This window comes from Neisseria sp. P0001.S007 (assembly GCF_051963655.1).
Lineage (GTDB): Bacteria > Pseudomonadota > Gammaproteobacteria > Burkholderiales > Neisseriaceae > Neisseria > Neisseria subflava_A.
The window spans coordinates 1-11257 of record NZ_JBQCUB010000002.1 but is presented as its reverse complement, the minus strand read 5'-3'; the positions used below and the strand labels follow the sequence as shown (position 1 = coordinate 11257).

The window sequence follows — 11257 nt, the reverse complement described above, 5'->3', positions numbered from 1 at the left end:
CTGGAGCGGGAAACGAGTCTCGAACTCGCGACCTCAACCTTGGCAAGGTTGCGCTCTACCAACTGAGCTATTCCCGCATATTGAAAAAGAACAATCAACAAGTAATCAGGATGGAGCGGGAAACGAGTCTCGAACTCGCGACCTCAACCTTGGCAAGGTTGCGCTCTACCAACTGAGCTATTCCCGCTCTGATATTTGTTGCTTCGTATATCGAAGAAGACGCAATTATTATGGATTTAATCGTGTGCGTCAAGTGTTTTGTTTTTATTTTTTTAAAAATTTTATTTGAATTCTTTCCATGCCATTTTCAGGTAGTAGCACATGGACCAGATGGTCAATACAGATGCTATAAACATCAATATGTTACCAATGAGATAGAAAGGGTCGTTATATTTGTCTGTGCCGATAAGTAAAAGGAAGATGGCGATCATTTGGGCAGTGGTTTTGAATTTGCCGATAGTGGCCACTGCAACGCTGCCGCGTTTGCCCATTTGTGCCATCCATTCGCGCAGGGCGGAAATGGTAATTTCTCGGCCAATAATAATCATGGCGAAGATAGCGTATGTTCTGCCAAGGCTGACGAGCAGGAGTAGGGCAACGGCAACCATGAGTTTGTCGGCAACGGGGTCGAGGAATGCGCCAAAGTCGGAGGTTTGTTTCCAGCGACGTGCTAAAAAGCCGTCAAACCAGTCTGTAATAGCTGCAAGTGCAAAGATGATAGCGGCTGTCCAGTTGACGGTTTGTGGTTGAATCCATGTGTTCGGTAAATAGAATAGGATGGTAAACACGGGGATTAATAGGACGCGCATCCAGGTAAGTAAAATAGGTATGTTCCAAGGCATGGTTTGTGACCTTTTGGACGATGTGTCGGATTGTCCATTATAGCTTATTTGCTTACTGGGCTTTTTTGAGTGTTGTTTTTTTGCCGACAAGTAACGTGGGCAAAGGGCTTTGTTATGCGGGTTGTGAAGAAAGTCTGTTAAGGCCGTCTGAAAAATGGGTTGTTGAGGGGTATAAATGTTTTTGGGCAGGTAAGTGGCTGCAAAATAGTGGGCAACGAGGTCGGCCTGCTGCTCAATATTGAGTTGGTTGAAGTGAGGCAAAGGCATGGGATAGGCGTAAGCTTTGCGTTTCCTATATCCGCCTTTGAGCATAATGAATAAACCGGATAACCAAACTTTGTGACCGCGCTGGTGTTGCCAGACGTGTGTAAGCTCATGAATCAGCCAGATTTTGTAGGCGATGCCGGCTTGAGTGAAATCATCAGGGCAGTGTTTGCGCGGGAAATATATATTTCCATTGGGGGCAATGGCGGTATTGGGGTTGGGTAGGAAGGGGATGCCACGATATATTTTAATGCGGTTGAAGTCTATGCCGTTGGCAAAAACCTGTTTTGCCATACTGACTTCATTTTCTGTCAGTCTGCGCCAATTGGAAAAAATCATATTTTAAAGAATGATAGAGGATATAAAGATTTTCAGGCCGTCTGAAAGGTTTCAGACGGCCTGACATGGGATTTATTGTTCTTCTGAGGCGGCTTGTTTGCCGTTGTCGAACAATTTGTCCATAGGCGTCAGATTGACTGCGTTGCCTTGGCTGACTATCCATTTGTTTTCAACACGCCATACGCCTGAGGCATCTTCAACGCGCAGGTACCAATGATTGGTTGGGCGTAAAGGTTTAAAGACGGCTTCGTATTCCATGCGGCCGTTTTGCGGTTCGGCTGTTACGGCGCGCAGCTTGACGGTTTGGTCATCGGCTTTGCGCGTTGGGTGCATCAACAATAGGTTTAATGGCTGTTTGGTATCAAATTGTCCGCTGACGAATACTTTGGCAGCGTTCATATCCGGACTGATTAAAACCTGCACCTGAATTTGCCGTTTAACGGCTTCTTCATCGCGGTGAAGTTGGATTTCGATGTGTTTGCCGTCTTTGTAGTAATCGTCAGACACCAAGTCTGTCGTATGTTCTTTTGCGACGAAGAACATGGAAACGCTGGCGATAACGACGAAGATGGGGCCAGCCATCAGCACCCAGGGCCAAATATGTTTGTACCAAGGTTTGATTTGGGGTTGTGGGGACACCGTTGTTATTCTCCAATAAAGGTTGCTTTTTCATTCAAGACAGTCGATTCGGCATCAGCGTCATCGGTTTCACGATATGTGAAAGTAAATTCAATCGGCTGGCTACCTTTTTCGGCGTACTCAGGGATGGTGGACACTTGAACCGGAATAGTCACGGTTTCGCGTGGCGCAATTTTAATACCGTTTTCTGGCAAGCCGGTCAAGGCGATATCATCAAAACCTTTGACTGTGGCAGTAACGGTCTGTTCATGTTCACTCTTATTAATGATGCGCAGGTTGTAGGCATTTTCCAACCAGCCTTGGCTGTTTTCGCGAACCATGACGCCACGGTCTTTCAGGATATCGACTTCGACCATTTTTCGGGTGGAAATGCCGACCAGGAAGGCGATGATGACCACCAGGAGTACTGCGCCATAACCGGCTACACGTGGACGTTTCAAGCGTTTTTTGATGTCGCTTTCAGGGTATTCGTGTTCCAACGCGCCTTCGGTCGTATAGCGGATTAAGCCGCGCTCGTAGCCCATTTTGTCCATGATTTCATCGCAGGCATCGATACACGCCGCGCAGCCGATACATTGGTATTGCAAACCGTCTCGGATGTCGATACCGACGGGGCAGACTTGCACGCACATGGTGCAGTTGATGCAGTCGCCCAAGCCACTGTCTTCTTTGTTGGCGGTTTTTTTGCGTGCGCCGCGCGGTTCGCCGCGTTCGGTATCGTAAGAAATAATCAGCGTGTCTTTGTCAAACATTGCACTTTGGAAACGTGCATACGGACACATATGCAGACACACTTTTTCGCGCATGATGTGGGCGAAGAAGAAAGTCATGAATCCGTAAAATGCTGCGGCAAACATTGCGCCGCCGCCTGCTGCTCCGGTGAATAAATCGGGAACAAATTGGCGGATCGGGATAAACCAGCCTGCAAAAGTGATACCTGTCCATGCGCAGACAAGGAAAATCAGCAGGTATTTGGTGGCCTTAATGAGAATTTTAGTAAAGTTCCAGGGCGATTTTTCCAGTTTTAGGCGTTTGTTTCTATCGCCTTCGACCAAGTTGTCAATCCACAGCATAATTTCGGTGTAAACCGTTTGCGGGCATGAATAGCCGCACCACAAACGACCGGCAATGGTTGTCCACCAAAACAATCCGAATGCGCAAATCATCAGCAGCAAGGCAAGGTAAATCAAATCGCCCATACCCAGCGACAGTCCGAAAATGAAGAAATGACGGTCAGGGATATTGAATAAAACCGCCTGACGGTTACTCCAGTTAAACCATGGAATTACGTAAAATACAAACTGGGTCGCCAATACGGCGGCGATACGTAGTTTGGCAAACCGGCCTTCTGCTTTTTTCGGATGGATGCGTTCGCCTTCGGGATGAATTTGAATTACGCTGGATTTGGGTTTGGAAGGTTTGGGCGGAGTGGCTTTTGCCGTTTTTTCTGTTGAGGGTGTGGCGTTTTCAGCTTGGTTTTCGGGTGACATAATCAGTGTTCCTTAATCGAAGTGCACACAAGCCTTTTGTCATGGTAGTAGTTTGATGCGAATATTTTCAGACGGCCTTTGGAGTGCATATAAAATCATAACATTTGACTCTATGCAAAGCAAAAGCAGGGTTTGGCCTTAACAATAGTTGCGGTACTCCTGTCTCATACAAGGCCGTCTGAAAAGGGCAGTATTCAAAGGTTTATGGTTCGGCCTGTGTGCAAACTTATAGTGATTTGCTATTTACACGATAAAAATATATAAAGCACTGTTTCAAAACGAAATAACAGTTAATATCATCTATCCTGTCCGTTTCGGGCAACCGAGTGGAAACAGGCCGTCTGACAAAGCGAATATCAAAAGCTATCCTTGAAAGCACGGCTGATTCAGGCGATAATCGGCACACTTTTTTCATATTTCCAATCTTGTCCAAGGAAGGTCAAACCATGTCTCAACTGGCAAACGCAATCCGTTTCCTCTCAGTCGATGCCGTACAAAAAGCCAACTCCGGCCACCCGGGTGCGCCTATGGGTATGGCGGAAATGGCAGAAGTGTTGTGGACGAAGTTCCTCAATCATAATCCGGCCAACCCAAAATTCTACAACCGCGACCGTTTTGTCCTCTCCAATGGTCATGCTTCCATGATTCTTTACAGCCTGTTGCACCTGACCGGCTACAACGTTTCTATTGATGATCTGAAAAATTTCCGCCAACTGCACAGCAAAACCCCCGGCCATCCTGAATATGGCTACACCGACGGCGTGGAAACCACAACCGGCCCATTGGGACAAGGTATTGCCAATGCAGTGGGCATGGCTTTGGCCGAAAAAATCTTGGCTGCCGAATTCAATAAAGACGGTTTGAACATTGTTGACCACCACACCTACGTCTTCATGGGCGACGGCTGTATGATGGAAGGCGTGTCGCACGAAGCCTGTTCGCTCGCTGGCACTTTGGGCTTGGGCAAGCTGATTGTTTTATATGATGACAACAATATTTCCATTGACGGTAAAGTGGACGGCTGGTTTACCGAAAATATCCCGCAGCGTTTTGAAAGCTATGGCTGGCATGTGATTCCAAATGTAAATGGTCATGACACTGATGCCATTCAGACGGCCATTGAAGCGGCCAAAGCCGAAACCGGCAAACCGTCCCTCATCTGCTGCAAAACCTTAATCGGTAAAGGCAGTGCCAATAAAGAGGGTAGTCACAAAACCCACGGCGCACCTTTGGGTGCGGACGAAATCGAAGCTACGCGCAAACATTTGGGTTGGGCTTATCCTGCGTTTGAAATCCCTCAAGAAATCTATGCAGCATGGGATGCAAAAGAAAAAGGCGCGAAACTTGAGGCCGAATGGAACGAACTCTTCGCTCAATACCAGGCCAAATATCCTGCTGAAGCCGCAGAATTCGTGCGTCGCATGGATAAAAAGCTGCCGGACAATTTCGATGCATACGTTCAAACCGCATTGAAAGAAGTGTGCGCCAAAGCCGAAACCATCGCCACCCGTAAAGCCAGTCAAAACAGCATCGAAATCTTGGCTAAAGAGCTGCCTGAATTGGTGGGCGGTTCTGCAGACTTGACCCCGTCTAACTTGACTGACTGGTCAAACAGCGTTTCCGTTACCCGCGAACACGGCGGTAACTATATTCACTACGGTGTGCGCGAGTTCGGCATGGGTGCAATCATGAACGGCCTTACCCTGCATGGCGGTGTTAAACCATTCGGCGCGACTTTCCTGATGTTCAGTGAATACGAGCGTAATGCCTTGCGTATGGCTTCGCTGATGAAAATCAACCCTGTATTTGTGTTCACCCACGACTCCATTGGTTTGGGCGAAGACGGTCCTACCCACCAACCTATCGAGCAAACTGCCACTCTGCGCCTGATTCCGAATATGGATGTATGGCGTCCATGTGATACCGTTGAATCTTTAGTGGCATGGTCTGAAGCTGTTAAAGCGGCCGACCACCCGTCCAGCTTGATTTTCAGCCGTCAAAACCTGAAATTCCAAGCGCGTGATGAGCAACAGCTGAACGACATCAAACGCGGTGCTTACGTAATCAGTGAAGCTCAAGGCAATGCGCAAGCTGTTGTAATTGCTACCGGTTCTGAAGTTGAATTGGCTCTGGAAGCGCAAAAGGTATTGGCAGAACAAGGTATTGCCGTACGCGTTGTTTCCATGCCTTCTACCAATGTATTCGACCGCCAAGATGCTGCCTACAAAGCCGCCGTTCTGCCGGAAGGCTTGCCACGCGTAGCCGTAGAAGCCGGACATGCCGACGGCTGGTATAAATACGTCGGTTTGAACGGCGCAGTGGTCGGTATCAACCGCTTCGGCGAGTCTGCACCTGCTGATTTGCTGTTCAAAGAATTCGGCTTTACCGTAGACAATGTGGTTGCCACTGTTAAATCCGTCTTGTAAATCAGATTTTTGATTGAGATAAAAAGGCCGTCTGAAATTTCAGACGGCCTTTTATTTTTCAACTGGTTAAACAGTTTCTGCTTCAGGTTTGACTTTGTTTTTCTTAAACTTCAACACGGCTTCTTCTTTTGCTGCATCCCAGTCTATCCGCACGAAGCCGCCTTCGGCGAGTTTGCCGAACAGGAGTTCGTCGGCGAGCGGTTTGCGGATTTTTTCCTGAATCAGGCGGTTCATCGGGCGTGCGCCCATTTGCGGGTCGAAACCTTTTTCTGCCAGATATTTGCGCAATGCCGGTGTGAATTCGGCTTCGACTTTTTTGTCGAGGAGCTGGTGTTCGAGCTGGAGTAGGAATTTGTCTACGACTTTGACGATAATGGGTTCGGACAAAGGTGCAAACGGGATAATCGCGTCCAAGCGGTTGCGGAACTCGGGCGTGAAGAGCTTGTTGATTGCCTGCATTTCATCGCCGCGTTCGCGTTTGGCCGTAAAGCCGAGGCTGGGTTGGCTGAGGCTTTCCGCGCCTGCATTGGTGGTCATAATTAGGATGACGTTGCGGAAATCGGCGCTCTTACCGTTGTTGTCTGTCAGTTTGCCTGCGTCCATGACTTGCAGGAGGACGTTGAAAATGTCGGGGTGGGCTTTTTCGATTTCGTCCAAGAGCAATACGCAATGCGGTTGCTTGTTGACGGCTTCGGTCAAAAGGCCGCCTTGTTCAAAACCGACGTAGCCCGGTGGCGCGCCGATGAGGCGCGATACGGCATGGCGCTCCATGTATTCGGACATATCAAAGCGTTGCAGCGGTACGCCCATCGAGTAGGCAAGCTGTTTGGCGACTTCGGTTTTGCCGACGCCGGTAGGGCCGGAGAAGAGGAAGCTACCTATCGGTTTGTCGGGTAGGGCAAGGCCGGAGCGCGACATTTTGACGGCGGCAACCAGCGCATCGATGGCATTTTCTTGACCGTAAACCATGTTTTTCAAATCGCGGCCGAGGAATTGCAGCACTTGTTTGTCATCGTGCGACACGGTTTTTTCGGGAATCCGCGCAACTTTGGCGATGACGGTTTCGATTTGCGCTTTGCCGATGACTTTTTTCTGTTTGGATTTGGGCAGAATCCGTTGCGCCGCGCCTGCTTCGTCCATCACGTCAATGGCTTTGTCGGGCAGGAAACGCTCGTTGATGTAGCGGGCGGAGAGTTCGGCGGCGGCTTCGAGTGCGCCTTGCGTGTAGCGGACTTGGTGGAAACCTTCAAACATCGGTTTCAAGCCGCGCAGGATTTGAACGGTTTCGGCGACGGTGGGTTCGACCACGTCGATTTTTTGGAAGCGGCGGCTTAGGGCGTGGTCTTTGTCGAAAATAGTGCGGTATTCGTCGTAGGTGGTCGCGCCGATGCAGCGCAGCGAACCTTTCGCCAGCGCGGGTTTGAGCAGGTTGGACGCGTCCATCGTGCCGCCGCTGGTGCTGCCCGCGCCGATGATGGTGTGGATTTCGTCGATAAACAAAATGGCTTGTGGGATTTTTTCGAGCTGTTTCAAGACGGATTTGACCCGCGCTTCAAAGTCGCCGCGGTATTTCGTGCCCGCCAAAAGCGAACCCATATCCAGCGCGTACACTTCGGCTTCTTTCAGCGCATCGGGAATGTCGCCGTTGACGATTTGATGCGCCAAGCCTTCCGCCAGCGCGGTTTTGCCCACGCCAGCTTCGCCGACCAAAAGTGGATTGTTTTTGCGGCGGCGGCATAGGATTTGCACCAGCCTTTCCATTTCGTGTTTGCGACCAATCAAAGGGTCGATACGGCCGGCTTTGACTTCAGTGTTGAGATTGACTGTGTAGTCGGAAAGGGAGCCGGTTTTTTGTTCCGCTTCTTCGCTCTCGCGTCCCAGGCCGTCTGAATCATTGCCGTCTTCGTCATCGGGCGAGCCATGGGCAATGCAACGCAAGACTTCAAAGCGCGTAATGGATTGCAATTTGAGGAAATAAACGGCATGGCTTTCAGATTCGCTCATCATGGCAACCAAAATATCCAAAGGCTCTACTGCGGCTTTGCCGGCAGACTGGGTATGCACCATCGCCCGTTGGATGACGCGTTGGAAGCCCAATGTCGGCTGGGTTTCGACCGTATCCAGAAGATGATCGGGAATTTGCGGCGTGTTTTCTGCAACGCTGGCGGCAAGCTGCTCGGACAGGACTTTCAAATCCGCACCACACAGTTTCAAGACGTTCGGCACAGCCGCATCTTCTTCTATCAGCACCAAAAGCAGGTGTTCCAAGCTGATAAACTCATAACGAGCGTTGCGTGCTTCACGATAGAGCAGTTGCAGGATGTGTTCCAATTCGGGTGACAGCATGATTTAAACCTCTTCGACTATACATTTGAGCGGATGCCCTTCAGCTTTGGCACGTTCCATGACCTGATGCTGCTTGGTCTGCGCAATATCGCGCGTGTAGGTGCCGCACAGGCCTTTGCCTTCGTGGTGCACCAGCAACATGACGGCCACTGCCTGTTCCTGTGTAAGCATAAAGACTTCGGTCAGGATTTCGACGACAAATTCCATGGTGGTGTAATCGTCGTTCAATAAAAATACGCCGTAACGTTTCGGAGGCTGTGTGTTGATATCGCTGAGCAGGGTATCGGATTGGTGGTCGGTATTAGGATGGTTCATAATCTTAGGTTTCAGTTTTCAGACGGCCTGTTTTAGAGTGTAAACCGTTTTCTGTTGTATTTCGGCAATTTTTTTCTATTTTCCCACTTTTTTGAAAACATAGCTTGACGTTTTGTCTTAACAAATGTAAAAAGACGGTTAAGCAGAAGTTGGCACTCGACCACGTATGCAATACGGGGGAGAAACGCTGAACGTTTTAGTTTGCTGTATGCCTTGTTTTGCTGATTTTGTTAATTTTTAAGTATAGGAAGTTTCTAATGGCAACCGGTATCGTAAAATGGTTTAACGACGCTAAAGGTTTTGGTTTCATCACTCCTGATGAAGGTGGCGAAGATTTGTTCGCTCACTTCTCAGCGATCAACATGGATGGTTTCAAAACCCTGAAAGAAGGTCAACGCGTATCTTTCGACGTAACCACCGGCCCTAAAGGCAAACAAGCTGCTAACATTCAAGCTGCTTAATCAAATGCGCGGCGTAAGCCGTAAAATCATGGCGGGGTTTCCCGCCATTTTTTATGGGCGTTTAGGTTAAAAATTATGAATCAAAATTCATCTTATCAAAATGCTTTAAACCAGTTGGACGAGCTTATCCGTCATTTTCGCAGCGAAGGTGAGGTTAGCTGCGCCGTTGCCGAGCGTGAAGACCAAATCTTGATCCGCCTTGCCGATTTGAAACTGGATTTGCGCCCTGAAGATGAAAAAGCCATTGCCGATATAGACCGCTTTTACCGTCGCCATGTTTTAAGCGAATAAACGTTTCAAAACCGTTTGCCGTTTTATTTTTTAAGCATGCCTGATAAAATAGGCCGTCTGAAAAGTTTGTAAAGAATCAGCACAATGAGTATTGCCAATAATAAAAAAGCCTTTCACGATTTCTTTATCGAAGACCAAATCGAAGCCGGTATAGTATTGGAGGGATGGGAAGTCAAAGCCATCCGCGCTGCACGCGTGCAATTAAAAGAAAGCTATATCTACTGGAAAAAAGACGCATTCTATTTGGTGGGCTGCCACATTACCGCATTGCCCACTGCCTCGACACACGTCAAACCTGACCCTGTCCGTCCGCGTAAGTTGTTGTTGAAACAATCGGAAATCAACAAGTTAATCGGTAAAACCGAACGTGCCGGTTATACGATTGTGCCCTTAAACCTGCATTACACCCGCGGTAGAATCAAAGTGGAAATCGGTTTGGCTAAGGGTAAGAAACAGCATGACAAACGCCAAAGCCTGAAAGAAGCGGATTGGAAGCGTGAGAAACAGCGTTTGATGAAAAACGTACGTTGATTTTTTCAGACGGCCTTTTTATAAAGGCCGTCTGAATATTTATTGTTTGAAAATTTTAAAAAGGAAAACAGATGAAAACCATGATTTTAGCGGCGGCTTCAGCCGTATTGTTGTTGGGCGCTTGTTCCACTACGGAACAAAGAGTATTGAAACCTGAAGAGCTGACCAGCATCAAACATGTCTGCATCATTCAAAATGCAAAAGTAAGACCGCATGATTTGGATCGTGCTTTGTCTAAAGCTTTGGCAAAACGCGGTATCGGCAGCACGATTGTGACAGCGGATAACCGTGGCAAACTGTATGATTCTTCTTGCCCGTATAATCTGCGTTACAAAACCAAAGGTAATAACGAAATCTTGCGTAAAGGCGTATTTGTGTTGAGAAGCACCAAGTACGCGGTTTCTACGGTCAGCTACTCTTTAAATGATGAAAACCACTTCCGAACCAACCCTGATTTGGTGAAACAGGCTGAAGGCGTTGTGGCCAAATTGTTGGAAAAAAACAGCAAATAAAAGCCAGAATAAAAAACCGGCTTGCCGTGATATGGAGAATATCGGGCAAGCCGGTTTTATTTTCAGACGGCCTTAAATGGATTTGATTTTTTCCCAAAGGGTTTTGACCGTACCTTGGTAGTAGGTTTCGGAAGTGCAATAGACTGTTTCTAAGGCACATTGTCCTTGTGAGCCGTATTTTTTGATACACTGGTTCAAGGCAATCTGATGCACGGTTTTGAAACGTGGGGAGGTAATGGCCACTACGTTTTGAGCAGTCAATTTGCCCATGGCTTTAGGATAGGCAACAGCGATACAGGTGTTGTGCAGAGGGACAACCGTTTTGCAGCCTGTTGCTTGGCCTGCGCTGATACCGGCTAAGGCATCTTGGCCTTTACAGAATGTTTCGAGTTCGGCTGTCGCATCCAGTTGGGTGGCATTTTCTTTGGTGGTTTTGATTTGCAGCACTTCATTGCTGTCGGCAGGGTTTTGCCACATGGCCAGGTAGCCGTAAGTATCGGCAGCCAGGGCGGCAGGAGTCAGTGCGCAAAGGATAAGTGTCGTTAGTGTTTTTTTCATGTTCGTTCCCTGTTTGTTGGGTATTTGTCGTTATTATAAAGCAAAAGTACTTATTTGATATAAATTTGCTTTTAAAATGAATATTTGAGTGTAGCAGATAGATTATAGGCCGAGACCTTTGCAAAATCCCCCAAAATCCCCTAAATTCCTACTAAGACATTTAGGGGATTTTCCATGAGCACCTTCTTTCAGCAAACCGCCCAAGCCATGATCGCCAAACACATCGACCGTTTCCCACTATTG

General features: G+C 48.1%; 11 protein-coding genes and 2 tRNA genes. 5 read left to right on the top strand and 8 right to left on the bottom strand.

All coding sequences use genetic code 11. The annotated features are described in order from the left end of the window. Nucleotide 1 precedes the first annotated feature (1 nt). The 5 genes from ACTHRE_RS02415 to ccoG form a co-directional block, all read right to left on the bottom strand. A tRNA-Gly gene (locus tag ACTHRE_RS02415) sits at nt 2–77 on the bottom strand. Nucleotides 78–111: 34 nt separating this feature from the next. Beyond that, a tRNA-Gly gene (locus ACTHRE_RS02410) sits at nt 112–187 on the bottom strand. Between the two features lie 94 nt (nt 188–281). Continuing rightward, nucleotides 282–842 carry a CDP-diacylglycerol--glycerol-3-phosphate 3-phosphatidyltransferase gene (gene pgsA, locus ACTHRE_RS02405; RefSeq protein WP_003679552.1) on the bottom strand — a complete coding sequence of 187 codons (561 nt, stop codon included), beginning with the start codon at nt 840–842 and terminating at the stop codon, nt 282–284. 675 nt (nt 843–1517) lie between these two features. Next, complete coding sequence (locus tag ACTHRE_RS02400) at nt 1518–2084, bottom strand: FixH family protein (RefSeq protein WP_377072330.1); 567 nt, start codon at nt 2082–2084, stop codon at nt 1518–1520. Nucleotides 2085–2089: 5 nt separating this feature from the next. Then, nucleotides 2090–3574 carry a cytochrome c oxidase accessory protein CcoG gene (gene ccoG, locus ACTHRE_RS02395; RefSeq protein ID WP_377072331.1) on the bottom strand — a complete coding sequence of 495 codons (1485 nt, stop codon included), beginning with the start codon at nt 3572–3574 and terminating at the stop codon, nt 2090–2092. 446 nt (nt 3575–4020) lie between these two features. Here ccoG and tkt point away from each other — a divergent pair, with 446 nt between their 5' ends. Further along, complete coding sequence (gene tkt, locus ACTHRE_RS02390; protein WP_377072333.1) at nt 4021–6000, top strand: transketolase; 1980 nt, start codon at nt 4021–4023, stop codon at nt 5998–6000. A gap of 66 nt (nt 6001–6066) precedes the next feature. Here tkt and clpA read toward each other — a convergent pair whose 3' ends face one another. Then, nucleotides 6067–8346, bottom strand: coding sequence for an ATP-dependent Clp protease ATP-binding subunit ClpA (gene clpA, locus ACTHRE_RS02385; RefSeq protein WP_440344806.1), 2280 nt, complete (start codon nt 8344–8346; stop codon nt 6067–6069). 3 nt (nt 8347–8349) lie between these two features. Next, complete coding sequence (gene clpS, locus ACTHRE_RS02380; protein WP_004520799.1) at nt 8350–8661, bottom strand: ATP-dependent Clp protease adapter ClpS; 312 nt, start codon at nt 8659–8661, stop codon at nt 8350–8352. 257 nt (nt 8662–8918) lie between these two features. Between clpS and ACTHRE_RS02375 the strand changes: the two genes are divergently transcribed. The 4 genes from ACTHRE_RS02375 (at nt 8919) to ACTHRE_RS02360 (ending at nt 10456) form a co-directional block, all read left to right on the top strand. Further along, the gene (locus ACTHRE_RS02375; protein ID WP_003682902.1) at nt 8919–9122 is read left to right on the top strand and encodes a cold-shock protein; all 204 of its coding nucleotides are present in this window, start codon (nt 8919–8921) and stop codon (nt 9120–9122) included. A 75-nt stretch (nt 9123–9197) separates the two neighbouring features. Then, a complete protein-coding gene (locus ACTHRE_RS02370; protein WP_003679564.1) occupies nt 9198–9413 on the top strand; it encodes a hypothetical protein in 216 nt (71 codons plus the stop codon). 84 nt (nt 9414–9497) lie between these two features. Then, complete coding sequence (gene smpB / locus ACTHRE_RS02365) at nt 9498–9944, top strand: SsrA-binding protein SmpB (RefSeq protein ID WP_003679566.1); 447 nt, start codon at nt 9498–9500, stop codon at nt 9942–9944. Nucleotides 9945–10015: 71 nt separating this feature from the next. Beyond that, a complete protein-coding gene (locus ACTHRE_RS02360) occupies nt 10016–10456 on the top strand; it encodes a hypothetical protein (protein WP_003682952.1) in 441 nt (146 codons plus the stop codon). Between the two features lie 72 nt (nt 10457–10528). Here the strand turns inward: ACTHRE_RS02360 and ACTHRE_RS02355 are convergent, their stop codons facing one another. Beyond that, complete coding sequence (locus ACTHRE_RS02355) at nt 10529–11014, bottom strand: DUF4189 domain-containing protein (RefSeq protein ID WP_003682910.1); 486 nt, start codon at nt 11012–11014, stop codon at nt 10529–10531. Nucleotides 11015–11257: the final 243 nt, after the last annotated feature.

Bases quoted from the DNA above. Each gene is read 5' to 3' on its own strand.
- pgsA (WP_003679552.1), bottom strand. From the start codon at position 842: ATGCCTTGGAACATACCTATTTTACTTACCTGGATGCGCGTCCTATTA.
- tkt (WP_377072333.1), top strand. From the start codon at position 4,021: ATGTCTCAACTGGCAAACGCAATCCGTTTCCTCTCAGTCGATGCCGTA.
- ACTHRE_RS02370 (WP_003679564.1), top strand. From the start codon at position 9,198: ATGAATCAAAATTCATCTTATCAAAATGCTTTAAACCAGTTGGACGAG.
- ACTHRE_RS02375 (WP_003682902.1), top strand. From the start codon at position 8,919: ATGGCAACCGGTATCGTAAAATGGTTTAACGACGCTAAAGGTTTTGGT.
- smpB (WP_003679566.1), top strand. From the start codon at position 9,498: ATGAGTATTGCCAATAATAAAAAAGCCTTTCACGATTTCTTTATCGAA.
- clpA (WP_440344806.1), bottom strand. From the start codon at position 8,346: ATGCTGTCACCCGAATTGGAACACATCCTGCAACTGCTCTATCGTGAA.
- clpS (WP_004520799.1), bottom strand. From the start codon at position 8,661: ATGAACCATCCTAATACCGACCACCAATCCGATACCCTGCTCAGCGAT.
- ACTHRE_RS02360 (WP_003682952.1), top strand. From the start codon at position 10,016: ATGAAAACCATGATTTTAGCGGCGGCTTCAGCCGTATTGTTGTTGGGC.
- ccoG (WP_377072331.1), bottom strand. From the start codon at position 3,574: ATGTCACCCGAAAACCAAGCTGAAAACGCCACACCCTCAACAGAAAAA.
- ACTHRE_RS02355 (WP_003682910.1), bottom strand. From the start codon at position 11,014: ATGAAAAAAACACTAACGACACTTATCCTTTGCGCACTGACTCCTGCC.